General features: G+C 63.4%; 31 protein-coding genes. 2 read left to right on the top strand and 29 right to left on the bottom strand.

The features are described 5' to 3' along the window. Positions 1-5 precede the first annotated feature (5 nt). On the bottom strand, positions 6-1,214 hold the full coding sequence (locus OKA11_RS12780) for a tyrosine-type recombinase/integrase (protein ID WP_267220820.1): 1,209 nt from the start codon (positions 1,212-1,214) through the stop codon (positions 6-8). Positions 1,215-1,288: 74 nt separating this feature from the next. Here OKA11_RS12780 and OKA11_RS12775 point away from each other — a divergent pair, with 74 nt between their 5' ends. Next, a complete protein-coding gene (locus OKA11_RS12775; protein WP_267220818.1) occupies positions 1,289-1,771 on the top strand; it encodes a hypothetical protein in 483 nt (160 codons plus the stop codon). A gap of 144 nt (positions 1,772-1,915) precedes the next feature. Then, entirely contained in the window at positions 1,916-2,182 is a 267-nt protein-coding gene (locus tag OKA11_RS12770; protein ID WP_267220816.1) for a hypothetical protein, read from the top strand. 108 nt (positions 2,183-2,290) lie between these two features. Here OKA11_RS12770 and OKA11_RS12765 read toward each other — a convergent pair whose 3' ends face one another. The 28 genes from OKA11_RS12765 to gpW all read right to left on the bottom strand — a co-directional run bounded on the left by OKA11_RS12765 (position 2,291) and on the right by gpW (position 23,047). Continuing rightward, a complete protein-coding gene (locus OKA11_RS12765; protein ID WP_267220813.1) occupies positions 2,291-2,668 on the bottom strand; it encodes a hypothetical protein in 378 nt (125 codons plus the stop codon). Between the two features lies 1 nt (position 2,669). Then, a complete protein-coding gene (locus OKA11_RS12760; RefSeq protein ID WP_267220811.1) occupies positions 2,670-3,152 on the bottom strand; it encodes a lysozyme in 483 nt (160 codons plus the stop codon). Then, positions 3,139-3,405, bottom strand: a complete 267-nt coding sequence (locus OKA11_RS12755) for a DUF7940 domain-containing protein (protein WP_267220809.1) — start codon at positions 3,403-3,405, stop codon at positions 3,139-3,141. The genes OKA11_RS12760 and OKA11_RS12755 overlap by 14 nt, the downstream gene beginning before the upstream one ends. A gap of 13 nt (positions 3,406-3,418) precedes the next feature. Next, on the bottom strand, positions 3,419-3,676 hold the full coding sequence (locus OKA11_RS12750; protein WP_267220807.1) for a hypothetical protein: 258 nt from the start codon (positions 3,674-3,676) through the stop codon (positions 3,419-3,421). Next, positions 3,673-4,002, bottom strand: a complete 330-nt coding sequence (locus OKA11_RS12745; protein ID WP_267220805.1) for a hypothetical protein — start codon at positions 4,000-4,002, stop codon at positions 3,673-3,675. Before OKA11_RS12745 ends, OKA11_RS12750 begins: the two co-directional genes overlap by 4 nt. A gap of 42 nt (positions 4,003-4,044) precedes the next feature. Next, entirely contained in the window at positions 4,045-6,519 is a 2,475-nt protein-coding gene (locus tag OKA11_RS12740) for a hypothetical protein (protein WP_267220803.1), read from the bottom strand. Between the two features lie 46 nt (positions 6,520-6,565). Continuing rightward, positions 6,566-7,018 carry a hypothetical protein gene (locus OKA11_RS12735; protein WP_267220801.1) on the bottom strand — a complete coding sequence of 151 codons (453 nt, stop codon included), beginning with the start codon at positions 7,016-7,018 and terminating at the stop codon, positions 6,566-6,568. A gap of 2 nt (positions 7,019-7,020) precedes the next feature. Then, entirely contained in the window at positions 7,021-7,581 is a 561-nt protein-coding gene (locus tag OKA11_RS12730; RefSeq protein ID WP_267220799.1) for a gp53-like domain-containing protein, read from the bottom strand. A 12-nt stretch (positions 7,582-7,593) separates the two neighbouring features. Then, positions 7,594-8,130, bottom strand: coding sequence for a YmfQ family protein (locus tag OKA11_RS12725; RefSeq protein ID WP_267220796.1), 537 nt, complete (start codon positions 8,128-8,130; stop codon positions 7,594-7,596). Further along, complete coding sequence (locus OKA11_RS12720; protein WP_267220794.1) at positions 8,130-9,266, bottom strand: baseplate J/gp47 family protein; 1,137 nt, start codon at positions 9,264-9,266, stop codon at positions 8,130-8,132. Before OKA11_RS12720 ends, OKA11_RS12725 begins: the two co-directional genes overlap by 1 nt. Next, on the bottom strand, positions 9,266-9,775 hold the full coding sequence (locus tag OKA11_RS12715) for a phage GP46 family protein (protein WP_267220792.1): 510 nt from the start codon (positions 9,773-9,775) through the stop codon (positions 9,266-9,268). The genes OKA11_RS12720 and OKA11_RS12715 overlap by 1 nt, the downstream gene beginning before the upstream one ends. Beyond that, positions 9,772-10,377 carry a phage baseplate assembly protein V gene (locus OKA11_RS12710; protein ID WP_267220790.1) on the bottom strand — a complete coding sequence of 202 codons (606 nt, stop codon included), beginning with the start codon at positions 10,375-10,377 and terminating at the stop codon, positions 9,772-9,774. The genes OKA11_RS12715 and OKA11_RS12710 overlap by 4 nt, the downstream gene beginning before the upstream one ends. After that, on the bottom strand, positions 10,374-11,471 hold the full coding sequence (locus OKA11_RS12705; RefSeq protein WP_267220788.1) for a phage baseplate assembly protein: 1,098 nt from the start codon (positions 11,469-11,471) through the stop codon (positions 10,374-10,376). The genes OKA11_RS12710 and OKA11_RS12705 overlap by 4 nt, the downstream gene beginning before the upstream one ends. Further along, positions 11,468-12,766, bottom strand: coding sequence for a DNA circularization protein (locus OKA11_RS12700; RefSeq protein ID WP_267220786.1), 1,299 nt, complete (start codon positions 12,764-12,766; stop codon positions 11,468-11,470). Before OKA11_RS12700 ends, OKA11_RS12705 begins: the two co-directional genes overlap by 4 nt. A gap of 30 nt (positions 12,767-12,796) precedes the next feature. Then, the gene (locus OKA11_RS12695) at positions 12,797-14,449 is read right to left on the bottom strand and encodes a lytic transglycosylase domain-containing protein (RefSeq protein ID WP_267220784.1); all 1,653 of its coding nucleotides are present in this window, start codon (positions 14,447-14,449) and stop codon (positions 12,797-12,799) included. Between the two features lie 114 nt (positions 14,450-14,563). After that, on the bottom strand, positions 14,564-14,824 hold the full coding sequence (locus OKA11_RS12690; RefSeq protein ID WP_267220782.1) for a phage tail assembly protein: 261 nt from the start codon (positions 14,822-14,824) through the stop codon (positions 14,564-14,566). A 1-nt stretch (position 14,825) separates the two neighbouring features. After that, positions 14,826-15,197 carry a phage tail tube protein gene (locus OKA11_RS12685; protein ID WP_267220780.1) on the bottom strand — a complete coding sequence of 124 codons (372 nt, stop codon included), beginning with the start codon at positions 15,195-15,197 and terminating at the stop codon, positions 14,826-14,828. 10 nt (positions 15,198-15,207) lie between these two features. Beyond that, positions 15,208-16,689: a phage tail sheath subtilisin-like domain-containing protein gene (locus OKA11_RS12680; RefSeq protein WP_267220777.1), complete on the bottom strand. Its 1,482-nt coding sequence runs from the start codon at positions 16,687-16,689 to the stop codon at positions 15,208-15,210. A gap of 6 nt (positions 16,690-16,695) precedes the next feature. Further along, complete coding sequence (locus tag OKA11_RS12675) at positions 16,696-16,881, bottom strand: hypothetical protein (protein WP_207079136.1); 186 nt, start codon at positions 16,879-16,881, stop codon at positions 16,696-16,698. A 13-nt stretch (positions 16,882-16,894) separates the two neighbouring features. Next, positions 16,895-17,437, bottom strand: coding sequence for a hypothetical protein (locus OKA11_RS12670; protein WP_267220775.1), 543 nt, complete (start codon positions 17,435-17,437; stop codon positions 16,895-16,897). Next, the gene (locus OKA11_RS12665) at positions 17,434-17,760 is read right to left on the bottom strand and encodes a head-tail joining protein (RefSeq protein WP_267220773.1); all 327 of its coding nucleotides are present in this window, start codon (positions 17,758-17,760) and stop codon (positions 17,434-17,436) included. Before OKA11_RS12665 ends, OKA11_RS12670 begins: the two co-directional genes overlap by 4 nt. Positions 17,761-17,763: 3 nt before the next feature. Continuing rightward, positions 17,764-18,024, bottom strand: coding sequence for a hypothetical protein (locus OKA11_RS12660; RefSeq protein ID WP_207079133.1), 261 nt, complete (start codon positions 18,022-18,024; stop codon positions 17,764-17,766). Positions 18,025-18,065: 41 nt separating this feature from the next. Then, positions 18,066-19,118, bottom strand: a complete 1,053-nt coding sequence (locus OKA11_RS12655; protein WP_267220770.1) for a major capsid protein — start codon at positions 19,116-19,118, stop codon at positions 18,066-18,068. 68 nt (positions 19,119-19,186) lie between these two features. Beyond that, complete coding sequence (locus OKA11_RS12650; protein ID WP_267220768.1) at positions 19,187-19,603, bottom strand: head decoration protein; 417 nt, start codon at positions 19,601-19,603, stop codon at positions 19,187-19,189. Positions 19,604-19,627: 24 nt separating this feature from the next. Then, positions 19,628-20,239, bottom strand: coding sequence for a hypothetical protein (locus OKA11_RS12645; protein ID WP_267220766.1), 612 nt, complete (start codon positions 20,237-20,239; stop codon positions 19,628-19,630). Positions 20,240-20,265: 26 nt separating this feature from the next. After that, positions 20,266-21,156, bottom strand: a complete 891-nt coding sequence (locus OKA11_RS12640) for a S49 family peptidase (protein WP_267220764.1) — start codon at positions 21,154-21,156, stop codon at positions 20,266-20,268. Continuing rightward, entirely contained in the window at positions 21,153-22,793 is a 1,641-nt protein-coding gene (locus tag OKA11_RS12635; protein ID WP_267220762.1) for a phage portal protein, read from the bottom strand. Before OKA11_RS12635 ends, OKA11_RS12640 begins: the two co-directional genes overlap by 4 nt. 11 nt (positions 22,794-22,804) lie before the next feature. Beyond that, the gene (gene gpW / locus OKA11_RS12630; protein ID WP_267220760.1) at positions 22,805-23,047 is read right to left on the bottom strand and encodes a gpW family head-tail joining protein; all 243 of its coding nucleotides are present in this window, start codon (positions 23,045-23,047) and stop codon (positions 22,805-22,807) included.

The following is a 23,047-nucleotide window of genomic DNA, read 5'->3' as shown; positions in this document are numbered from 1 at the left end:
CGGCTTTAGGCAGCGGGCGGGGCTAGAAGATCGCCCCATGTATCGAACAAGGCGCGGCGTCGGCCCAGCAGCTGGGCCCTGTTGTATGCGGCTTCGACCTTGTCCTTTGGTGTGTGGGCAAGCGCCCGGTCGATATCGCTCGCTGCGTCCGGGCCCAGCGTTTCGTTGAGGATCGTCGAAAAGCTTGATCGCCAGCCGTGGGGTACATGCCGGCCAGAAAAGCCGGCGCGATCGTACAGCGCGCCGATCGCGCTTTCGCCGATCGGCTTGCCCCGATCTCGCCCAGGGAAAACGAGCTCATCGGGGCAGGAGGAAAGGGCATCATACCCGAACTCGTGCGCGGCCAGGCGCAGTACAGCGATTGCCGCGCGTGAGAGGGGCACCGCGTGGGCGAAACGATCATCGCCTTTTTTCGAGCGCTTCAGCTTCATACGCGCCGCCGGCACGCGCCACAGCGGCTCGGCGCCGTCCAGCTGCTCCACTTCGCTCCAGCGCATGCCGCGCACCGCCTCGAGGCGAACGGCGGTGAGAGCGAGGAAACGTGAGGCGAGGCGCGTGCTGGCCCGTCCAGGCTGTCGATCGGCTGCGTCGAGCAGATCACGGCACTCGGCGGCCGTGGTCAGCGCCGGCTGCGGTCGCACCGGGCGTGCAGCGGTCATGGCGCGACCGACGTGAAGTGCAGGATCTTTGTCGGTCAGGCCATTGGCGATGCCGTAGCCGAAGATCGCAGATAGGCGTTGGCGCTGCCGGCGGGCAGTTTCGATCCGGCCCCGGTCTTCCACCTGGCGAAGTACTTCGAGGATTTCCGGCGGTTCGATCGACGCGATCGGCCGCGCGCCGATCGCCGGAAAGACGTCGCGCTGCAGGCTGGCCATGACGTCGGCCGCGTGCGCCGGCGACCAGCTGTTCTCGTTATGTCGATACCAAGCGCGGGCAACCTGTTCGAAAGTGTCGAGCTTCTCGTCGATCGACGATGGATCTTCGCCCTGGCGCAGCTTCGCCTTTGCCTCGTCGCGATAGGCTCGAGCCATGGCGAGCGAGATTTCCGGGAAGCGACCGATCACGAGCAGCTTTTCGCGGCCTTGCCAACGATACTTCAGTCGCCAGGACTTCGTGCCGCGTGCGGTGACATAGAGGTACAGGCCGCCAGCATCGCTCATCTTGTAGGCGCGAGTTTGGGCGGCGGCGGCTTTCACTGCGCCGATTGTCAACATATTACTTCCTGTCGAGTAATGGCGAACGCGAACCTGGCGCGTTCAAAAAGGCGAGATTTATGACGTGCGCGCAGATGGTGTTCGAGTTCGCGAAGCTGCTCTTCCAGTTTGGCGGAGCGGTGTTGATTGCTTGGCTGGCAGTGCGTTGGGCACTCGCTCGCTATAAGTCTGAGAAACTGTGGGACAGGCGACTTGCTGCGTATGCAGACGTCATCAGTGCCGTTGCAGAACTTGAAAGGCTCAATGAGCTGTGGTTCGAGGAGGCGCTTGGCTCCACATTTGATGAAGAGACAACCCAGGAGCAAATTGCTTCCTACACTTCGGCACGCCGCAGAGTGCGTGATGCCCTAGCGGTGGGATGGCTGATCATGCCCAGCCGCTCGCAAAATGTTCTCAATGATCTTCAACGCTGGTTTGACAGAACATCGCGGGTCAGGGGGCCATCGGACGGTAGCATACATCTCGAGGAAGGGGCGCTCGTAGGCCAAGCGCTTATCGAGTTGAAGCAAGAGGGCCGGAGGCTTCTAGAGATCAATGAGGACGAACACGGCGGATGATCCCTCCGCCGTCATGGCGAAAACACTGGCCAAATTCTGGGGTGTTATCGGGGTAGGCATCTGGTCGGTACCCCCGCGTGATACCCCCGCTCATTGTGCTATTGCCGTTCCATCTAACTTGGGAACTGGCTGCAGGAGACCGAAATGAAATTGATCATAATCCTTGCGGCAGCGGCGGCTACTGCGACCGTGAATCACAAGGTTGAGATCGATGGAAAAACCTACCGTGTGGAGGTGAAGGGCAGGACGGTGGAGGTCTTTGACAAGTCAGCCTTCACAAAGCGCTCTCCCGAGGCAGGGCAACGACTCAAGGCTGCGGTCAAGGCGGCAACCGGATGCCAAATCACCGAGGAATACTGGGAGGCAGCCCATCTCGCGGGGATCCTAGACTGCTCCAACTCACCCAGTTAAGGCCGCGCTTCCACGCTCCGAAAATGCCTTGCCGCGCAATCGCCGTACATCGCGATCATCGTGTTTTCCCAGACGCCCCGCTCCGGATCATTGAGCGGTGCCGGCGGTTTAGGGAGCGGCGGGCACGCCTGGCGCAGGTTGGCCTGAAGCTCGGGCGTTGGCGGCGTCGACCGCGTTGTCGAGCACGCTACGAGCAGCATCAGGCACGGCGCAGTCAGCAGGAACAGGGCGATCCTTGTAGATCTCGCGGATCGTGCTTTCGCGCACAGAGGATTGAGCGGCTGCAATGGGCTTCTCCTGTTCGTAGGCGGTAGCGGCGCGGTCGACCGTGGCGCGGGCCGCGTCCAGCTGCTTGGCGGCCGTCTCCACGGCGGCCAGTGCCTTGCTGTCGTGGCGCCAGTCGTTGACGGTCCAGCCGCCCCAGGCGCCGAGCAGCGCCGCGGCGCCGGCACCGGTGAGGCACCAGCCGATCGGGATCGGGTTCATCTCACAGCCCCTTGAGGCAGACGGCGCGCTCGGCGCGGCGGCGATTGTCGAGGCCCTTGACCACCCGGCCTCCGGCACGGTTCCACATCAGGAAGGCGTCGCAGGCGCCGCGCCAGTCGCGCGCGGAGAAGCGCCGGGCGACCGTGGACTTCGCATAGTTGGCCGCGCCGATGTTGTAGGCGAGCGAACTGGCGGCGATGACCTGGTTGTCGTGGCCGGCCAGTTCTGGGTTCCGCTGCAGGACCGGCCCGGCATAGTCAGCCAGCCGGGCGGCGAGCATGTCCGAGCATTCCTTGTCGGTATAGCGGCGCATGGGCGCCTGCGTCTCGCCGTAGCAGACCGTCCAGACGCCGACGATGTCGCGGTACGGATCATTGCTCTTGCCCTCCCACGCGCCGACCAGCGCGACCAGCGCCGCCGCGGCGCCGGTGCCGATTAGCGCCGCGAGGGGCTTGCGAGCGGAGTTCTGGTCACTGGTTGCCATTGCGCTTCTCCTCGAGCTTGGGCTGGACGAAGAGCCGCGCGATCAGGCCGCCGACGAGCAGCGCGATCGAGATGCCCTGGGCGTAGGGAATGGCGTGGCGCAGGTCGGCCGGCATGGAGTTCCAGGCGTCAGTCGCGATCTGGCAGCCGGTCAGCAGCAGCAGGCCAAGGCCATTGAGGCGCACCGACCAGAAGCGGAAGAACAGGCGCCAGTCGGCGATCAGCCGGGCGCGGATGGCTGCGATGATCTTCACTGCCCAAGTCCTTTCATTGGCTTGAAGGTGAATTCTGCTTGGCCTCCCGATCGGCCAGCATGATATCCAGCTTGGTTTCGATGCGGGCGAGGCGATCCGTGGTGGCCCCGTCCTTGCCCTTGAGCTCCGCGATCGCGGCCTCGTGCATCTGCAGCTTCGACCAGACGACGCCGGCCGAGAACACGATCGAGCAGGCGCTGGCCAGGACAGAGAAGACCACGCCCCATTCGAGTTTCGTCATCGCGCTGCGGGTTTCCTCCTGGGGGGTCATGGTTCGACGTCTTCGTCAGGGATTTCGACGTCTTCAGCGGGGATCTCGACCGCGTAGCCAAGATCGATGGAGAGCCGATCAAGCGTAATGCCAAGCGCCTGCGCGACGTCTTCATTGCAGCCCAGGCATTCCGCGACGAACGGCAGCAGCGAGTGATAGTCTTCCACGACAGGGCGCGCCTCCGCGACCGCCGACAAGAGCGCGGCCGTGTCGCCCGGTTCAGCATCCCAGGTGCGCAGAGCCTCGCCCGAGGCCAGCCTGTCCCTGAAATGAAGGGTGCCCTCGGGAACGAGGACCAGAACGAACCCGTTTTCACTCACGGCCATTGGCTGGCTCCTTGCGATCTCTGGAAAAGGAGGGGGTGGCCATCAGCCGACCCCGGCGACCTGCATGCGCGCGTTGAGCGCGCCCAGCGGCGTGTAGGTAATGGTGACCCGCCCGGTGCCGGCATCGTAAGCAATGGCTTGCGAGGCGACGTTGGCGGAATTGAGCGACCCGTTGACGACCGTGAGCTTGTAGTAACCGGTGCCGATCGCCACGTAATCGACGCCAGCGGTCCCGCCAGGCGCCGAGTAGGTATAGCCCCCCGAGATCGTGACGTCCGCCAGCTTGGAATAGTCCGATTGCCGATTGGCCATCCACGTGTAGCGAATGTTGCGCCCCGGCTTGACGATGATGGCCAGCATTTCGTCCGCCGCGATCGTCGTCGCCTCGGCAGCGGATACGCCGGTCGATCCCTCCGCGTATCCGCCGCCCTCCAGATCGATCTGATAGGTCTTGACCGACTGGACGAGCGTGGGCGGCTCCGGCGCTTTCACACCATCCAGCAGGTTATTGCGGATGCGGCGCTGCCCCGGCGTCAGGTTCGTATAGTTGAAAGGCGCCGTGATGGTGACGCCGTGCTTCCACATGTGGACGCGCTCGATCTCAACCACTTCGAGAGCAGGCGCGGCGCTGTTGAACAGGAACACATTTTTTGCATCAGGATTATCGATGCACGGGGCATCGATAATCGCGTCGTTGATGCGCACATACCCCGCCAGCGCGGCCACCGTAGTGACGAACTGGCCGCCGATGTTCGTGAAGCGGCCGCCCTGGATATTGATGTTCTTGCCGCCCAAGGCAAAGGCGCGCGGTTGATAGGTGGAGCTGACACGAACGTCTTTCATGTCGACGTCGATCGCATCAAGGCCGTTCGTGTACTCATCGAAAGTGATGCCGGCGCGGATGCCACCCGCGGCACCGCGGATCTTCGGCGCCAACAGCACGATGTCTTCGACCGTGTTGGTCAGCACTTCGCCACTGGGCGTGGTGAGCGAACCCGAGCGGCCGTTGCAGTGGATCGCGCCCTGGGAGATGCCCGCGCGCGACACCGCGTTCTTGATGGTACCGCCGATCACGCCGCAATTGCGCACGCCAAAGGTGCCGTAGGAGCTTTCGGACGAGAAGTAGATGCCCGCGCATTCGGTCTCGTCGATGTCCGGCTGCATGAACCAGACGTCGCGGCCGCCCACCACGGTCATGCCGCGCTGATTGCCCTGCCTCACACGGGCGCCGTAGACGCGGATATTCTCGCAAAGTTCGCTGCCGCCGTAGGTTACGACCGCGAAGCCGTCATCGCCCGGGCGGATGGCGGTGTGGCCGTAAACCGAACCGTCGCGCGTCCCGTTGGTGCAGTGATAGGCATCGGCCTTGGTATCCATCACCAGCGTGCCGCGCGATTCGAAGCGCTGCACGTTGTCGAGCAGGATCCCGGCGTTCCCGCCGCTGTCGATGATGATGTTTTCCAGCAGCAAGTCGGTGGCGTCGCGGACAAGCACGCCGATCGCATCATAGGCCGAGGTGCGGCCGGTGACGTTGAGCGATGACTTGTGCAGGTTGCGCAGGATCGGCCGCGCTCCGGTCAGCTGGATGCGCGCGCGCGCTGGATTGATCGCTTGGAAATTGCAGCCCTGCCCGTCGAACTCAACCCCGTCGAACGCCAGCATGTCGCCGTGCTTGTAGATCGAATGCGGTTCGGCCACGAGGTTGAGCATGTCTTCGCTAGCGATGGTCAGCGCATTCATCAGCGCGGTCTGCTGGTCGGCCGTGCTGGCGTAGTTCACCCCCATCTGCTTGAGGGTACGTACCTTGCGCGGAATGGCGTCCTGCGCGGTGCTGCCGTCGGGCAGACCGATAAGCGCCGCCCCCTTCAACGGATCGGATGAACGCAAGGCGGAAGCGGTATTCTCCACATAAAGCAAATCGGAGCCGACAGCATTGCGCAGGCGGACTTCCGCGGTGCCGCCAGCGCTGTCCACTAGCTTGAAATAGGTTCCCGCTACGACCGATGCTTCGGCGGTTGCGAGAGGTACATCCACAAAGATGTTTTCTGCGCGGACAAGGTCTGCCGCCTGATTGCTGGCCTCTTGTGCGATACCGGCCCATTCAAGAGCGCTACTCGTGCCCGAACCACCCGGCTCCACGCCTTCAGCCCATGCTTGAGCCTTGGTTGCGCTGGTCGCGGCGTTTCCTGCCTGCGTGTCGGAAATCCACTGCCAAGCGAGCGCCGTAACGTCCCACTTGTAGAAGCCGGCATTGGGAACGAGCTCCGCGGTGACGGGGTCAGTGTGGTTGCCCACATCAACCGGCACCACCGCGTTGCGGTCAGCCGAGCCAATCACGGTTTCGAGGGCTGCCCAACTCAACTGGATGTCGGCGCCAACGTATTCCTGCATCAGATCGAGGCCGGGCTTCAGCACCTGGTCTGTGGTTGCCGATTTCTGGCTTCCGCCCTGCCAGACAGGAATCATGTCGGTGCCCGCCAGCTCAACCGCAGGCGGGTAATTGGGGAGAGTCGTCATTGGAAATTCTCGCAATCGAGTGCTGGCGATCGCCAGGTGTCAGCCGTCAGGATGCGGCGACGGATTCAGGCCACAGCGGGTTCTTGCCGACGTCAAAGTCGCCGAGGTCCTCGTCAGCAGTTTCGCCGATCTGCAGTTCGACTGCGTTGCTGGCGCTTCGAACCGCGTCGATCGCCGCGAACCGATTGGTCGCTGCATCGCTCGGCGATCGCAGGTCGTTCAACTGGCGCCATTCCGGACTGATGATCAGGATCCGCCTGGACGCCTCGCGCTTGACCGAGGCGAGCAGACGCGCGCGGGTCGTTGCGGGATCGTTCACCGGGGCGACGACCTCTGGCATGCCGGTGGTCGTGCATGCCGAAATTGTTCCGCCGTTCGCTTGCCCATCGAGGAGGGAAAGACGCTCAGCGTCGGAGATCTCGACGCAGTCTTCAGGACGCGTTGGATGAACGGCATCGCTATAGAAGCCGCCTGTCATAGCGGAATAGAAGAATGTCATGATTAGGATCCCACGGCGATGTAGCAGGTCGGGTCATTCTCATCGTCGGCGTTGAACACTGAGAAACCGGTCGCGGTGATCGTGGAAGCTACCACTGCAGGCGTATTGTCCTGCGAACCGGTTCCAGCATTGATCACGCCGCTTACAACGACCGAAAAACAAGCTGACGCGAATGCCAGAGGGAAGGTAACGGAGGTCGCACCGTTCGCTGTCGCGGTGAATCTCCCCCATGCCACCATGAATGACCGGGACCCGTCCGAAAGAACGATATGGCCGTTCAACGTCAGACTGGCGGAAACAATTTTGACTGTAGTCCCGTCCTTGGCCTGGAACATCTGCTGAAGCGCTGCGAGCAGTTGTACGTGGCTTGCCTTGTCGAGCGCGATGCCGGCGGCGGCGATGACCGCTACAATCTCCTCCTGAACCATGTTTGCCCAGTCGGCCGTCAGAATGGTCGGGATCTGTCCGGTTGCGGGGTCACCGCGGCCGAAGAAGCCGGGTGTGCCAGCGGCAAGCGCCGCCGGAAGCGCCGAAACGGCACTGGCGTTGTCGATACGAAACACGGAGGGACCTCGTTACTGGAAGAGGACGTAAGTGTGAGCGGGCTTGAGCGCCTCGAACTCGCAGACGAGCACATCGGTGCTGAGGCCGCCGGTGTTCGACAGCACGGTCACCACCCAGACGAAGAGCCAATCTTCGTCGTAAAGCGGGGTTTCAACGGTGCTGGTTTCCACCCTGAAGGGCGAAATCGCGGTGATCGAGATTTCGAAGCCCAGTGCCGCGGCGTAACTGGTGAAGAATGATCGGCTTTGGCCGCCGCCACCGACGAAGCGGGCCAGCACCTGCGCAGCACGTTGCTCGATCGTGGCGTCCTCGCCGGCGCATGGATCCGGAAGGCCGAGTGATTCCTCCCACTCGGTGATCAGGTCGAGATTGCTACCCGGAAGCGATTGATCGAGAACTTCGGTCGCATCGGCATCTAGGCGAGCCCATTGCTGCGCAAGCGCGAGAATAAGGCTCTGTTGGCCGCCACCTGTTTCGGCCTGCCACACGCGGCCGCGCGGGAGTAGGGCGCGGATTGCGCCAGCATAATCTTCAGAAGTTCGTGCCATCAGATGTACGTGATGTTGCCGGCAACGGGCAAAGCGCCGACGTTGGACGAGATGTTGCCGGTAGGACCTGGGCTGACAGCGCCGGCTGAAGCGAAAATCTCAGTGATGACGAAACCTGTGGCTCCGGACACGGCCGCGATTTTGCCTTCGATTGCGCTGAGCGGTGTGCTGGCGCCCGGGACGGCCGTTGCAAGGAGGGCCGCCGCGAACGCGGCGGCGATTGCGGCTTTGGTGGTATCCGTTGCGTCCGAGATCCCGGCGATCGTAAGGTCGATCGTGTTGGCGGTACAAGCCCGGGCGAAGACAATGGGGCCAACGGGCTGAAGCTCGAACAGCGCGTTTGCGACGATCAGCTGATCGCCGCTGGCGGCCGTGGCTCGACTCTCGGCGGTGGCGACCCCGTTGGTTCCCTGCGGGAAGCCCCCGTAGTCAGCGCGCGATTCGTCCATCATAAAAAGGACGCCCACGGTACCGGCGCCGAACACGGTGCGTTCGCACCATGCCCGCGTCACACCTGGGATGCCTAGCGCCCAATTTACATAGTCATTAGCTGAGCCGCCCGAAGCCGGCCGGGAGTATTCCGTGATCATCCGTGACCGTAGATCATCGTCACGTTCGACATCGGTGCCGCCGGCGATCGCCACGCTGACCGTACCCAGCGAGTTCACGCCGGAAATAGCCGAGGCCAGCGACAATGTCGTGCCGAGGATCGTGTTAGACGAAGACCCTGTCGCGGCGGCGGTGACGGGCACGACCGCGACGCCGCCAATCAGCGCTATGTCAGCGTCGACGGTGAAACTGGCGCCATCCGAGCGCGTGAGCGCCGTTCCGGCAGGCACAGTCCCGCCAGTACCGTTCAATGTGACCTTTCCTGTAGCGGCGACGGCCGGCTTGCGCGTGACGCCCTTCAGGGCCGACCAACCCTCGAGGAACTCGTCCTCTGAGGTGAAAGGCACAGATTGCTTGGTGATCCAGTCGAGATAGCCATAGCAGCCATCGACCAGTCCGGCCTCGACGTCGCCGAGGATGGTCAGGTTGTTGTAGCGGAGCAGCGCGTTCAACCCCGGGAGGCCGGCGGCAATGTCGGCCGCTACCTGGCTGCGCAAGCTGGTGAGCGTGGGACGGGAAAAAACCATCAGATCAGGTCCCAGAGATTGGCGAAGCGCAGGGCAACGTTCGTTCCGTCAGGGCGGTGGATCACAACCCGAGTTCCAAGCATTCCTGGTTTCGTGAATTCGGCTTCAACGTTGATCGAGGCGGCAACGCCATCCTCGATCATCCATGCAAGGCCAGCTTTGATGTCGTCCTTGACTAGCTGGAGCAGTGTTTCGCTTTGCTTTGAGCGCTGGCGCAACCAGAGTTTGGAGCCGATTTCGCCTGCCCACCACCCACGCCGATCGCCAGACTGATCTGGTAGCGTGTCGTCGTCGCTGGCAAGCGCATCGCTGAACAGGCTGATAAGGACGGCCGTGGCCAGGTCGTGCGATGACGGCAAGGTCGGGGCGACCACGGCATTGATGAGGCCGCCGTTCTCGTCGACGATCGGATCTCCGTTCTCGTCCGTCCAGAGCATCGGATACTCGGGCGTGAACAGCCAGTCGCCGGATCCTGTCTGGGTATCCCAGGAGGTGAGGATGTCGGTCATACGGCGTGATCGGTCTTGCCAGAGGTCGCGGTACCGGTGCTGATGCCGGTGTGCCCATGATCGTTGTATGCGTCGCGGAGCGCGCCGAGTTCGATCGCGGTACCGCCAGTTAGGCCAGTGATGGCGCCAGCGGCGGCAAAGTCGCCTTCGGTATCGATGTCGCCAGCGACGTGAAGGTTACCGGTCAGATAGACGTCAGGCACGTCGAGCGTCGCCTTACTGGCATTCGAAACCATGATTTCGAGCCCCGCCGCGTCGACCTCGATGCCATCGGCGGAGAGTTTTACCTTTGCGCCGCGGACGTCGTAGATGATGGTATCACCGGGCTGCAGATCGCGCGGTCGGGATGGTCGATGGCTCGTACCCATGATGAGGGAGCAGGAGCGATCGGCGCCGCGGCGGAGCATCACAACCTCGCTGTCGATCGGCGGCACTGATCCGAATCCGAATTCCGTCACCCGGCGAACGTTGTCCGTCACCCGATCGGCAAAACCGGATCCCGCTGCGCCCTCCGTTACCTGCATCAACTGAAGTTCGCCGCTGTCGTCGATGGTGGTGGCGCGGCCGATGCCCATGAGGTTGGCCAGGAATTGCGGGATCATTGGCTCGCCCCTGTATCGACGTCGGCAAGGTTGACCGGCACCAGCGTGATGGGCTCCGGTGTGAACGCTTCCTTAGGCATGCATAAGAGCTCGGCCGTCGTGCCGCGTTCTTCGTCGCGCCGGTAAGTGACTTCTGAAAGGACCATTTGGATGCCACCAGTTGTTCCCGGCAGATTGACGGGCACCAAAGTATTCGGGGTCCAAAGCGTTCCTTCGCTATCGCGCCAGCTATCGATAGTTGCTCGCAGTACGAACGATCGGCCGGCGCGCCGTTGCGCTTCCCACTTTGCGCGCTGAATCGTGAACGCCTGCGGGTCAGTCGCAACGTTCTCCACGATCAGATAGGTAAGCCTGTGGCGGGGCACATTGGGGTCGGTTTCGGTGTGGAAGAAGTCGCTTCCGCCAAGTTCCATCATGGCATCCATGGATGCGGAGCAGCAGACGTAATGAGAGTACCGCTGATCCATCGAACGCTCGACACTCCAGCTTTCGACGTTTGTGCCAAATTCGATGCCGCTTGATGCTTCCGTGTCTCCTACGGATGAAAGCAGGACCTTCCCCTCGTAATTCTCGTACGCCAGCAGGCCGGCATTACGAGCCACACGCTGGATGATTTCCGCCGGGCTTTCCCCGTAGTTCAGAACCCATTGCGGAACATCAGCACCGGGTGACGCGTCCTCGCCCATCGCAACTTTGATGCCGTAAGGCTCAGCAAGTTTGGATGCGATTGTGAGGGCATTGCCGCCAATCTGCTGGTGAGAGGGCCATTCCGCTCCGCAATCGACCAGATCCTGCGTGCGCCCGCGACCGACGATACTGATAGTGTGACTGTCAGAGTCGCCTGCGTTGATAACACGATCGACGTAGCCGGATATCACTGTGTCGGCACCCATCAGGACAACGCATTCGTCGCCAGCACTGCACGGGTTTTTCTGATTGGGAGGGATGCTTGCCCGGATATCGAATGAATTTGGGAAGCCTTCAGCCCGCAGTGTGACTTCGACCTGCTCCCACCCTTCGAAGAGCAAGCCCGCGACCTGAAGCCGAAGTTCGTTCTTATCACGGCCGCTGATGATGATCTCTGTATCGCTCATGATGCGAGGGCCTGGAAGCTGGCGGGCATGAACAATGGATGCGGAGGGTTTGCCTGCGTGACCAACTGGGCGGCGCGAGTGGCATCCGCGTAGATCGACTGCGCCAGAACAAGCGAGGGCAGAGCGGCTGCAAACTTGAATGTCCGCATCTGAGCGAGCGTACCGCCACGGTTCCTCAGATCCGTGGCGATCGCGCCTCGGCACTGACGGAGCGCTGCGGAACAGGCATCGGCGCGGGCGTCGGCAGCGGTTAGCATCAAAGCATCGAGTACCGAACCGATTTCCGAAATACGGGTTGCGGCATCGTCTACGCTCTGCGGCTGATAGCTTGCCGCTGCGGTGGTCAAGGCTGCAGCTGCCGAGCGTAGGACAACCTGTGCGATGGCGTCGGACATGGCGTTTCCAAGGCCGAGCGTCGCCGTACCCATGATGCCGAGCAGCAGGCGAATGGCATCCGCCGGGTCAGCGCAGGAGGTGACCAGAGCATCGAACATGCTGTCGGCCGCATTGATCACGCTGGAGGCGGCCGACAGGTCCACCTCGGTTGCAGCCTCAACGAACGTCGCTGCGGCATCGATCGTTGCCTGCCGATTTGCCGAAGCAATTGGGATGATGTCCGCTACCGAGGTACCGGAGGTGTAGGGAGAGGAATTGCTGCCCGAAAGACCGGCGTTGGCACCTGCGGAATATCGCCCGTAATTCCCGCTGAGTTGGGCAACGATTCGGTGCATTGCAGTCGCATCAACTGCGGCGGAACTAACAGTGCCTGACCAGTTCGCTGCGGCAGTGACGGCTTCGTCGCGGGATCCGCCGGAGAGGTAGGTGCTGTAAAGAAGCGCCGCCGTTTCGACGGCCGAAGCGGCCTTCAGCGCGATTGCCGCGATTTCGTTTAGCTTGGCGGTGACCGAGGTTGTCGGGAAGGTCTGGGCACCAGATTCAACGAATTCGAGTTCGACTTCGGAATAGCTGTTCGCGCCTAGGCCTTCGCTGATGGACGCACGCTCGACTACCACCTCCATCGAGCCGAGGGTGGGATGGATGAGAGTGCCGGAACCCTTCTTCTCGATAGCGCTGATGAGTGTTGCGCGGAGCAGAACAACGGGAAGGCCGCCCAGGCGAACATCGCCGTCGAGAACGAAGCCGCGCAGCCGGAACCGGCGTGGAGCGCGGCCCATGTCTTCTGCCCACGGCTTGTCGCGCCCGGGATACTGGTGAAGCGCGATCCGGCGCCCGCCCAGCGCGTCAGATTCGGTCACCGCGAACGGAACGCCGCGGAAGGATGCCGGAAGCAGCATAGGAAAATCTCGTTGGCCCGATGGCCGGGTTCAGTAGCGGTAGGCGCCGACGTTCATGGAGTGGCTGACAGCCGGGGCGTTCCCGTTGCCCTGGGTGGTCTTTACGCCGGTGACCTTGCCGTGCTGGTTGACCTGAATGTCGACCTTCACTGGGATTTGGCCACGCTCGCCGTAATGGCCTTCCATGACGCGCTGGACGTAATTGCGAGTTTCCTTGAACGGGATACGCGCCGCGAATTGCTGCTCGGAAATCCCACCTTTGCGGGGGTCCCCGATCGACTGCAGCCACTTGTCCACGCGGCCTTCGCCGGCGTTGTAGGCCGCTGTGGCGAGGGTTTCGTTTCCGCCGTACCGGCGAAGTAAAAAGCCCAAATGCTGCTGGCCGAGCATCCGGTTGTAGCCTTCGTCCTTGCGGTACCGGCTTTCATCGAATGGGATGCCTAGCCGCGACGCGGTCGCCCGCGCCGTGCCCGGCATCACCTGCATGACCCCAATCGCGCCCTTGGGGCTGATCTGGTTTTGCCGGGAACGTTCGCCCAGCTTCTCGATGCGCGTTGCAATGCCCCCGACGGTTGGAGCGCCGCCGCCGCTACCGCCAAACAGGTTGCGGGCACCGTCGACGAGGTTGTCCACGGCACGGCCGAACTTATCTACCGCCGGCGCAAAGTTCCCATGAACCGCCTCGTCGATCGCCTGGGCGGCATCAACGGCCGCATCCGCCGCGCGACCGCTCAGCTGCTCGGCCGCTTTGCGACCGGCGTAATCGAGCATGCGGTCTTTGGCCTGTCCGAGCAGCACGCTCTTTCGGGCGGCCTTCTTCGCCAGGTCGCCGACCGTATCGTCAATGACTACGCCGGTGCCATCGGAATCCTTCATGTCAGCGCTCAGCGCTTTGCCGCCTTGGCTGAAGGCAGGGAGGGTCGATTCAGGAATTCCGAGAAGGCGTGCGACGGTGCGGCGGCCGCTGGAATTCTGACGCTGGATGGCGTCAGCGATCGCCGGCAGCATGGCGGCCGTGTCGACGGTACCATCCTTGTTCAGCTTCATGCCGACATTGAGCCGCCGAAGTACTTCGAGCGCCTGCGTGTTCCGGCCATAGCGCGCATCGTTCAGCGTCTGAGACAGACTGCCGACCGCACCCACCGCAGCGCCCTTGTCCACGCCGGCGCGCTCGGCAGCAGACGAAAACTCCGTAAGAGCCTTCGTCGAAATGCCGATGATCTCGGCCGTACGGGCCAGCTGAGCGGCGCCCTGTGCCCAGCTGTCCGTGAACTTGAATGCCGCATAGGCCGCGGCGCCGAGGACCGCGATCGTGCCGCCGACAGCCATCGTCACGCCGCCGGCAGCCGTTTCGAGGAGGCCACCGGCGGCAGATGCACTGGCCAGTCCTTCGCCCATGGCGGAGGCGGCCTGGCCGGCCGCGCCGAACCGGCCAGCAAGGCCTGCAGTCAGCGATCGGCCGCCGAGGGCCCGAGCAGCGGCCTGCTCGATCCTGGCGAGCGAACTGACCATCGACTTCGTGCTGCGGGCAGTTGCGCGATCGTTGTCGTTGAAGGCCTTGCGGTTGAGGCTGCCGACACGCTTCTGCGACTGTTCGGCCCGTTTTTCTGCCGATTTCCAGCCCGCTTCACTGCGATCGTTGGCGACGATCGCGACGCCGATCTTGGCAACTTCGTCAGTCATCAGCCCATTCCAGCCATGCATTCAGGACCGACCAGGGCCGGTTAGCGACCTCGTCGGGAAGTTTACCGAACATGCGGCCGATCAGGATCAAGCGCCGGCGCCAGTCCGGCGGCTTCACTCCAAAAAACGGGCGATGAACCTCGAAGCGGTGATGATGTCGCGAGCACCGATTTTAGCGACGGCCTGGCTCGGGACGCCGGCGATTACGGAGATCGCAGTGATATCCGCGTCGACGCCCTTCTTTCCGTCCCATTCGTTCCACTGGGCGGCCGTGGGTTCCTTCAGCGTCAGCTGGGTGTACGTCATGCCACCGTGTTCAACGGGCTTCCGGAGCGTCAGAACAAGTTCGTCCAGGGTTTCAGTTTCGGCGCTCATGTCACTTGACCTCCTTCACGTCGGCAGATTCGAACACGACGTTGAATGTTGCGTTCTCGCTGCTGACTTCGACGGGATCGCCGGCGCGCCAGGCATTGCGGGCGATCACGTTCTTGCCGTTGGCGAGCTCCAGTTGGACGGTGACGTCGACGGCATCGTTCAGGTCGGTAATGCTGAGAGCGCCGCTGTCGCGGCCCTGCCAGCTGATCATGCCGGCGGTGGGCGTTTCGGAGTAACCGTGAACGCCGTCCTGACCGATCAGCGTCTCGCGCTTGTTGGTCGAGATCCGGTAGGTGCCTTCGCCGGCGATCGCGTAAGAGGTGCCGTCGATCGTGATGAAGGCGAAGCCGGCGATAAGGTTGTTGGTGGCCATGGTGGGCTCCTCAGGTCAGGCGGAACTGGACCAGCATCGCGAAGACGCGCAGCTGTTCGATCAGGGTGCCCGGCCAGAGCACGTTCACGCGGTTGGGGGTGTTGGCGTCCTTCTCGACGATCAGGTTCGCCGCGAATTCGTCGGACTTCTGGACGTAGCCGCCTTCCTCGAGCTCTCGATATGCGGCGATCTGGTCAGCGCGGATCGAAGAGGGCGTGACCACCTTGCTGCCGGCGATGAGGCGCGTGCCATCCGCCGCCAGCTTCATGCGGCCGAACTTCGTCTCGATGCGCGATCGCATGAAACGCAGGACGTACATCAGGGTGAACATCGTCTCGACCTCGAGGTACGAGTTGTCGTTGTTGCCCTGCGAGTTCGTGACGTAGGTCGTGATGATGTTCTCGATCACGATGTTGCCGCTGGCATCGACCTGCCACGTCGAGATTCCGCTGTAGAGCAGCGTGGAGTTGCGAACGCCGATCGAGAAGCGCGATGCGATCGGCGGCGCCAGGACACCCGAGACAGTCAGGTACTGCAGCGGCAAGGCGGGGTCGCCCCGGAGGCTGACCGCGGCCTGACCGACAATTGCAGCTGCCCAGACCCAGAACGGGGAGGGGCTGTCGTTGAAGCCGATGATCGAGAGGTGCTGATCGTTCCGACCCACGCCGAGTGTCGCCAGCGTGCCAGCAGTGCCACGCGCCGCCGTGAAGACGTGCCCGTAAAGCTGCTGCATCGGCGACCAGCGTCCGGTCGTATCAAGCTGCAGGGCCTTCAGTGCATCGAGCGAGGTCGCGTCATTCAGTCCGGAGACGATGAAGTCGAACGTCTTGTCGCCCAGTGCAGCAAGCTGCGTCGTGATTGTCGGGTTCGTCGCGCCGCCCGTCAGGGCAACGATCGCGACCGCGACACCTGCCGGAAGCGTCTCGCCGCCGGCACTGCCAAGATAGGACAGGCGAACGTCGATTTCATTGCCGACCAGGCCCTTGTTGCGCGCGGTGAGGGTCACGACGCCGGCGGCGGCCGTTGCCGTCACAGGTACCAGGGCGGCATTGATCTGCGCGGCAACGTTCGTGGCGATCGCCGCGATGGTGTCGCCCACCGCGACGGCTACCGAAACCTTCGTCCCGGCGATGTAGAGCGGGATCGTCCCGCTGCCGGTGGCGGTGCCGGTGATGGTAAGCGTCCCGGCTGCAGCGGTAGCGGCGCCGGCGTCCGAGATTGGGAGTACCCATACCTCGCCGGTTTTGTCATTCTCACGCCAGGCCTGGATCATGCCGGCAAGCACCGAGCCTGCGCCTGCGCCAGCGATGCCGTCAGCGACCGAGGTCAGCTGGACGGGCACGCCGGGCGTATAGGTCCCGGCTGCGGTCATCTGGCCGACGAGCAAGCCGCGCTGGGCGATTGGAGTGGTGTTGGCGAACCGCGGATCGAGCTCGGCATAAAAGAGCGGGACGCGCAGGTTCGACGGGATGTTTGAGAAGTTGATGCTCATGGGGGCTTACTCCTTCTCGCCCTCGGCATCGGCGGTGCTGACGGGTTCGTCGGCGCCGATCGCGACGTCACCGTCATCGATGAGGCGGGTCCAGTGCGGATCGTGGGGATTGACGACGATTCCTCGCTCGTCGACGACGCGGCGGGTCACCGGGTCGACGATGCGTCGTCCCGGCACGCTGACTACGCGCATGGCGGTCTCCTGTTTACTCGGTGAGCCCCGCGGTCAGGGTGACGGGCGGGTAATTGGTGGCGGTGAGCGAGATCTCATCGAGATCCTCGGCAAGCACTGGCGCGAAGTTGTCGGGGCCTTCGTAGAACTCGAGATCCAGATCGAGGACGACCATGGCCAGGTGCATCGCGGCTTCGGCCTTGAATGCGAACTGCGCGCGGATGCTGGCGATCTGCTGGATCTGCAGCATCAACGGATAGGAGTTGACCACTGCGACCTCGGCCTGCCGCTTCAGCTTCCAGACGGCGGCTTCAGCGATGCCGGCGCCGGCGTCATCCTCCGAAGCCGGTTCTTGGAGCTCAAGAAACGCACGGATCGTTGCAGTCGTGGTGAACTGTGGTGCACCGCTGCGCGAAATCGATGCACGGTTCTCGCTCAGCAACCGCAGTTTGATCTGCGGCGCTGTTGACTGCTGCGACGGCCAGTCGCCCGGTCGGTAAATCCGGTCATCTGCGTCGGTACCGGCAGCCAAAATGGCGGCGTGGACGAGATCGAGGAGGTCCAGGGAGGTTGTCATGCGGTGGCCATCAGCTTGAGGTGTACGTGGCCGTGGCCATCGGGGATGGGCTCGCGCACCACGTAGACCTTGCCGGTCTTCACGATTTGCACCCGGTCGCCCTGTTTCGGCTCGACGGGCAGGGCGCTTGCGCGAATTCCCAGAACGGGACGGCGTTGGGTGGTCGTTTGGCCATCCTGGTCCAGCTGAAGCTCGATCGCTTCCTCGTCGAACACCGCGTCGGGGATCGTCACAGGGGCGCCCCCGCGCGGTGTGTAGATGACCTTTTCTCCGAAGAGGCCCATCGCCGGGCCGAGGACAAGGTCATCCCAGTCGATCGACACGGATCAGGCCTCGTCCTTGCGGACGCCGTCTTCCTGATTCACGGCCGGGCCGGAGGCCGAAACCGCAACGGTGCCGTCATCCTCGGTGAAGAAGCCGCGGGCGCGCAGATATTCGCCTTCGGTCGGATCGAGCGAGACGGTCTGGCCCGGGCCGAAATCCTTACCGTCGATATGGACGGTGCGGCGGGGTGCCACGGTGAATTCGGCCGTATCGGCGGCGGTATCGTCTTCCGAGGTCGCGGAAGTGCTCTTGGCAGTTGCCATAGTGGTGTTCCTTCAGATGCGAGGGAGGTGGTGGGCCGGGCTCAGAGCACGGTTGCGCAAAGGCAGGCGTTGACGCGGCTCGGGATGACGATCGGAGCCGACTGCATCATCAGCATCTGCTGTGCGGGATCTTCCTGGATCCAGGTCTTCGGCGCGTAAGCCATGGCACCATAGGCAAAGCGCGGATCGATGATCATGCCGAAGGCGCGGGTGCCCATAAGGGCATCGCCACCCGACATGATGACGGTACCGTCGGCAAGCATCGGCTGCTCAACGCCGTTCGCGTCGATGTACCAGTCGTTGTAGACCCAGAGGTCATACTGGCCCCAGCGGCCTTTGTAGACGGCGCCGGCCTTGACCTGCGAGCCCGGGTTGATCTCGTTACCCTGGCTGGCAAGGGCAGGGTAGTAGATCGCGCCCTGGACACCTTCCGCCATGGTGAACTTCGACCAGGGCGTGGTGGTGAACACGAGGTCCGTGACCACAGCGCCCGACGATTTCAGGATCGCGGCAGCCCAACCGTCGATCTGGCCGACGATGTTCGTGTCACGGCCGGCGGGGTTCAGGGTCTGGCCCCAGCGCGCGGCGCCGGTGAGTGCGACGGTCAGAATGGATGCGCGGCCGAAGTCGATGACGGTGGTGGGGAAGCCATCGCCCGAAATCGTGATGGTGCCGGAGGTGAGGGCGCTGGCGGCCATCCACTCGAGGCGGCGGTTCACCATGTCGACCTGATCGCTCATCTCGAAGTTGAGATTTGCCATCATGCGCTCTTCGCCGGAGAGCTCGCCGCCGATGCGTTCACCGATCTGGCGACGGACCGGCTTGCGAAGATCCGGTGCGCGCTTGTCCTTGATGTAGGCCGGCTTGAACTTGTTGGTCTGGTAGCGACGCTGTTCGACCAGCTTGCCTTCGACCAGGGGAGAGCAAAACGGAGACATGCGGCGCAGACCGACATCGACGTCGATCGCGACTTCCTCGGTGTCGAATTCGACGAGATTGGGGAAGAAGCGGTCGAGCAGAAAGTTCTGCGCAACCTTGAGGTTGGGAACGACCTGGACGATTTCCGCGGTCGTATACGAGAGAGAGTCGGCCATTCAGCCCTCCTGAAATAGAAAAGGGCGCCCGGAGGCGCCCTACAATGGTGTTGGGATGAAAGGCCCGATCAGGTCGGGTCGGCGGCCGAGACCGAAGTCTTCAGATAGATGTTCTTCAGTTCGAGCGCGGCCGTTGCGGCGGCAAGGGTGATGCCCGTGCCCAGGGTGACCGCATTGCCGTTGAATTCGCCCATCTGATAGAGGCCGGCCAGGACGGCAGCGCCGCTGGCGTCAACGTCGTCGGCAAGAATGACTACCGGCGTCTGCGAGCCATCGCTCGAGGCCAGCAGGGCAGTCTTGTAGGTGCCGTCGGACGAGATCTGGCCGAGCACGGTACCGCGCTTCAGCACGCCGGCGCCGGCCGCGATCGTCCCGGTCTTGGTAACGACCTTCAGATCGCCAGCGATCAGCTGGTCGGGGACGAACACGTCCTGCTGCATGCCGGGCTGGAACGGGTTGTTCCCGTAGTTGGTGGGGGTGACCATGGTGTTACTCCTGAGGGGCCAGCCTTAGCGGCCGGCCTTCTTCACGGCCGCGGCAACGCGCTCGCCGAAATTGGGCTTGGAGGACGTCGACGAAGACACGTCGGCGCCGGGGCGTGCCTCGCGGCGGGCGTTCATGCGGGCATCGAGGCCGGAGCCGCGTGGCTGCTTGCCTTCGCCCACGGTGCCGAGGATGCGGCCCGCTTCAGCGCTGCTGTTGCGGGTGCCGAAGGCGAGGGTGGCAGCGAGATCCGGACGCGGGCCGGCGCCCTGATGGCCGAAGATGCGGGCGCATCGCGAATTCTCGCGCGCACGGCCGAGGGCAACGCCCTGACGGAATGCCTTGCGCTCGTCCTCGTCCATGTCTTCCTCGGCGCCGATCTCGTCCTCGTCGCCGTCGTCGGCTTCGGGATCCTGATCTTCGTCATCGTCTTCAGCGCGCTTGGCCTTGCGGGCACGACGGGCCTTCTTGGCCTCGTCGTCGGGCTGCTCGTCGTCTTCCGAGGCTTCGCGTTCCTCTTCGGTCTCTTCGCCCCCGGGGATTTCGGGTTCATCGTCCTCCGCGCGCTTGGCGCCGCGGAAGCCGGAAAGCAGGTGGGCGAACGGGGACGTTCCCGTCGCCAGGGTTTTCTTCGACATCGGGTGTCTCCGGTAAGTACTGGTGGTCAGGCGGCCTCGGCCAGCAGGGCTGCGAAGGCCTGCTCGGGCGCCATCACCGCATCGGCCAGGCCGTGGGTGACGCCGAGTGCGCCCATGAAAGTCCCGGCCTTCAGGGCCTTGACCTTGTCTGTTGTGAGATCGCGGGCACGTGCAATCGAGTCCGCGAATATCTCGCCCATGGCGGATATCTCCGCCTGGAAGTTGGCCAGGGCTTCGGCGCTGAGTGGGATCTCAGCGTGCCCGTCGGCTTTGCGTTCGGCCCACTCCGGCGTGATGAAGGTGACCTTCATACCGGCCTTCGAAAGCGCTTCGGACCAGTCGACGTGCATGCAGATCACACCGATCGAGCCGGTACCGCCGGTGCGGGGCACGATGACCTTGTCCGCGGTCGAGGCAAGCCAGTAGGCAGCCGAATAGGCACTTTCAGACAGGATCGACCAGCAGGGCTTGTTGCCACGCATGTCGAGCATGGTTTCGAAGAGGTCGGCGCATCCTGCGACTTCACCGCCACCGGAATCATAGACACAGGCGATCGCCGAAACGTCCGGATCATCGTGCGCTGTAAGGAACGCCTGGCGAATGCCGTCATAGCCGGTCATGCCCGACCATGGGCGGAGCGAGCCCAGTTTGTGGACCAGCGTGCCTGAAACCGGCAGCACGGCAACGCCGTTGAAGACGTCATAGCCCGGGTCTGCACGCGTTTCGCGGCCGCCGGTGAAGAAATCATCATCGTCGTCGAACCACGCTTGCGGCCGCACCGGCGCGCCGTCGAGGTGGGCGATACTGGTGATGCCGAGGCGCTCGGCCAGACCCGCCATCACAACCTCGGCCTTGCGAGGGTGGATGGCGAGCGGCGTGTTGAACAGACGGGTGGCGAGGTTGGCGAAGCGGGTCATTGCGGGGACGGATCCTCGATCGTCTTGTTGGCCGGGACGTCGTTGAGGCCCATGCCGGCCCAGCTGGGCGGCTCGAGCCCGGCTTCCTTGAACCGGCGGATGGTGTTCTTGCGCGCGAGGATCATGTCGTCGCCGTCAACGCCTTGCTCGGCGCAGATCTCGTCGTAATCCATGACGGCGGCATCCATGCCGAGGATGGCGCCCTTCACCTCATTCACCGGATCGATCCAGCCTCGGCCGGGACCGATCCACTTGGCTCGGGAATAGGCCTCGGGATGTTCGAGGAATTCCGGCGCGCCTGCGGGCAGGGGGAGATCGTCGACCTCGTGCGCTTCCTCGACGACTGCGCCGAAAATGGGCTGGCAGAAGCCGGCGGCGAAATCGTCGCGCCGGCGGGTCATCGTTTTCCAGAACTCGAGCATGGCACCGCGCGCCGAACTATAGTTCACGTCGCTCCAGTCATTGCTGACCTGCTGCGCGGACATGCCGGCGGCCGACGCTACGTTGCGAAGCACCGCTTTTTCGAAAGTGGCGAAGTTGGTTGAGGGCCGTTTGGCATCAAGTGTTTTGATGCCTTCGCCCGGGAACAGCTTGGGAAGGATCGAGCCGGTGCCAGGAACGCGGATATTCGCCTGTTCGTGATAGTCCAGACGTGCGTCTTGGTACGCGCCAATTTTGTCGCCACCTTCCAGCGCTTCCTGAGCGAACTCCTGGTCAAAGGGGCTTTCAAGCCAAGCCCCGAGAATTGCATTGAGGATCGCCGAATCCAGCTCCGCGATATCGTAGCGGTAGAGCATCTTCAGGCGGGTCATGACGGGGCCGAGGATCCCTACGCCGCCACGGTGCTGGTTGGAGCGTTCCGTGTCGAAATCGTGGACCATGACGGGGCGGCCCCACTCGGTCTCACGCTCGATGCGGTCCCAACGCAGACTGTCTGCCGCCGAGAACCAATCCCCCTGATGAGCCCGGCGCACGTGGTAGCCAACGGTAACGCCATCGTCGTCGACTTCGCAGCCGCCGCGCATCAGCTGATCGTCGAACTTGTAGTTCGGGTTGGACAGCCGATCCGGATCGATCATCTGCAGCGCGGTGGCGTAGCGCGCTCGACCGCGGCCGAGACGCTCCGGTCGCCACTGGAGCATCGCCAGCGCGTCGCCGTCGATCAGCTTGTGACGGAAGCCGAGCCTGAAAAGCTGCGATGCCGACTGCCGCCGCTGAACATCGCACCACCGGCCCCGGCTGTTCGCCCAGGTGCGGTAGCTGGCATCGAGCGCTTTCGAGTATTCATAGGCCCACTGTTCGTCGAAGCCCTTGATGCCCGTCAGAATGGCGAGCGCGCGATAGTCTGGCTTTGCGATCGGCCGGAAGTTGGCGCCGACGGCATTGTCCAAGATGCGGGTTACCGCGCCGGATGCCCAGCCATCGTTTCGCACCAGGTCGCGCATGCGGGCGACGATGGTGTCGCGCCACGGATTGAGCTCGCCATCCGGCGACCACAGATAGGGCTGCCACTCCCGGGTATGGGAACCGAGCAGATCTGCCGCGTCGTAGGGTACGCTGCGGCCGCCGCCGGCGAGACCCATGGCCGGCCGGCGGGCAGGCGCCATCGGGTTCCCCTGCGCATCGAGGATCCTCACAGGAGCCTCCATCAGAAGACAAACCTGAAGGCGCGTCGGCGTTGGCGCATGCCGAGGGCCGATTGCAGCTGGGCGATGAGGGCCGTGCATTCGGCCACGGTAGTAACGCGCCTGGTCACTGCCTTCGCGCCGTCGCCCTGCGAGTACGAGACGGAGGCGAAGGCCTTGCCGGTCTGAAGCTCGATCAGCGCCTGCTGCGCGGCGGTGAGAGCGGCTTGCAGCTGCTCGCGCGGCATGCCCGCAAATACGCTCAT

Origin of the sequence: Novosphingobium clariflavum (assembly GCF_026420865.1) — a bacterium.
Taxonomy (GTDB): domain Bacteria; phylum Pseudomonadota; class Alphaproteobacteria; order Sphingomonadales; family Sphingomonadaceae; genus Novosphingobium; species Novosphingobium clariflavum.
This window is presented reverse-complemented; position numbering and strand designations above follow the sequence as displayed.

Excerpts from the sequence above, each read along its gene's own strand:
- OKA11_RS12760 (WP_267220811.1), bottom strand. The coding sequence starts at position 3,152 with ATGGCAACCAGTGACCAGAACTCCGCTCGCAAGCCCCTCGCGGCGCTA.
- OKA11_RS12765 (WP_267220813.1), bottom strand. The coding sequence starts at position 2,668 with ATGAACCCGATCCCGATCGGCTGGTGCCTCACCGGTGCCGGCGCCGCG.
- OKA11_RS12725 (WP_267220796.1), bottom strand. The coding sequence starts at position 8,130 with ATGGCACGAACTTCTGAAGATTATGCTGGCGCAATCCGCGCCCTACTC.
- OKA11_RS12645 (WP_267220766.1), bottom strand. The coding sequence starts at position 20,239 with ATGTCGAAGAAAACCCTGGCGACGGGAACGTCCCCGTTCGCCCACCTG.
- OKA11_RS12675 (WP_207079136.1), bottom strand. The coding sequence starts at position 16,881 with ATGCGCGTAGTCAGCGTGCCGGGACGACGCATCGTCGACCCGGTGACC.
- OKA11_RS12670 (WP_267220775.1), bottom strand. The coding sequence starts at position 17,437 with ATGACAACCTCCCTGGACCTCCTCGATCTCGTCCACGCCGCCATTTTG.
- OKA11_RS12700 (WP_267220786.1), bottom strand. The coding sequence starts at position 12,766 with ATGCTGCTTCCGGCATCCTTCCGCGGCGTTCCGTTCGCGGTGACCGAA.
- OKA11_RS12690 (WP_267220782.1), bottom strand. The coding sequence starts at position 14,824 with ATGAGCGCCGAAACTGAAACCCTGGACGAACTTGTTCTGACGCTCCGG.
- OKA11_RS12695 (WP_267220784.1), bottom strand. The coding sequence starts at position 14,449 with ATGACTGACGAAGTTGCCAAGATCGGCGTCGCGATCGTCGCCAACGAT.
- OKA11_RS12720 (WP_267220794.1), bottom strand. The coding sequence starts at position 9,266 with ATGGTTTTTTCCCGTCCCACGCTCACCAGCTTGCGCAGCCAGGTAGCG.
- OKA11_RS12770 (WP_267220816.1), top strand. The coding sequence starts at position 1,916 with ATGAAATTGATCATAATCCTTGCGGCAGCGGCGGCTACTGCGACCGTG.
- OKA11_RS12685 (WP_267220780.1), bottom strand. The coding sequence starts at position 15,197 with ATGGCCACCAACAACCTTATCGCCGGCTTCGCCTTCATCACGATCGAC.
- OKA11_RS12680 (WP_267220777.1), bottom strand. The coding sequence starts at position 16,689 with ATGAGCATCAACTTCTCAAACATCCCGTCGAACCTGCGCGTCCCGCTC.
- OKA11_RS12715 (WP_267220792.1), bottom strand. The coding sequence starts at position 9,775 with ATGACCGACATCCTCACCTCCTGGGATACCCAGACAGGATCCGGCGAC.
- OKA11_RS12710 (WP_267220790.1), bottom strand. The coding sequence starts at position 10,377 with ATGATCCCGCAATTCCTGGCCAACCTCATGGGCATCGGCCGCGCCACC.
- OKA11_RS12705 (WP_267220788.1), bottom strand. The coding sequence starts at position 11,471 with ATGAGCGATACAGAGATCATCATCAGCGGCCGTGATAAGAACGAACTT.
- OKA11_RS12735 (WP_267220801.1), bottom strand. The coding sequence starts at position 7,018 with ATGACATTCTTCTATTCCGCTATGACAGGCGGCTTCTATAGCGATGCC.
- OKA11_RS12655 (WP_267220770.1), bottom strand. The coding sequence starts at position 19,118 with ATGGCCGACTCTCTCTCGTATACGACCGCGGAAATCGTCCAGGTCGTT.
- OKA11_RS12650 (WP_267220768.1), bottom strand. The coding sequence starts at position 19,603 with ATGGTCACCCCCACCAACTACGGGAACAACCCGTTCCAGCCCGGCATG.
- gpW (WP_267220760.1), bottom strand. The coding sequence starts at position 23,047 with ATGAGCGTATTTGCGGGCATGCCGCGCGAGCAGCTGCAAGCCGCTCTC.
- OKA11_RS12750 (WP_267220807.1), bottom strand. The coding sequence starts at position 3,676 with ATGACCCCCCAGGAGGAAACCCGCAGCGCGATGACGAAACTCGAATGG.
- OKA11_RS12775 (WP_267220818.1), top strand. The coding sequence starts at position 1,289 with ATGGTGTTCGAGTTCGCGAAGCTGCTCTTCCAGTTTGGCGGAGCGGTG.
- OKA11_RS12640 (WP_267220764.1), bottom strand. The coding sequence starts at position 21,156 with ATGACCCGCTTCGCCAACCTCGCCACCCGTCTGTTCAACACGCCGCTC.
- OKA11_RS12745 (WP_267220805.1), bottom strand. The coding sequence starts at position 4,002 with ATGGCCGTGAGTGAAAACGGGTTCGTTCTGGTCCTCGTTCCCGAGGGC.
- OKA11_RS12660 (WP_207079133.1), bottom strand. The coding sequence starts at position 18,024 with ATGGCAACTGCCAAGAGCACTTCCGCGACCTCGGAAGACGATACCGCC.
- OKA11_RS12740 (WP_267220803.1), bottom strand. The coding sequence starts at position 6,519 with ATGACGACTCTCCCCAATTACCCGCCTGCGGTTGAGCTGGCGGGCACC.
- OKA11_RS12780 (WP_267220820.1), bottom strand. The coding sequence starts at position 1,214 with ATGTTGACAATCGGCGCAGTGAAAGCCGCCGCCGCCCAAACTCGCGCC.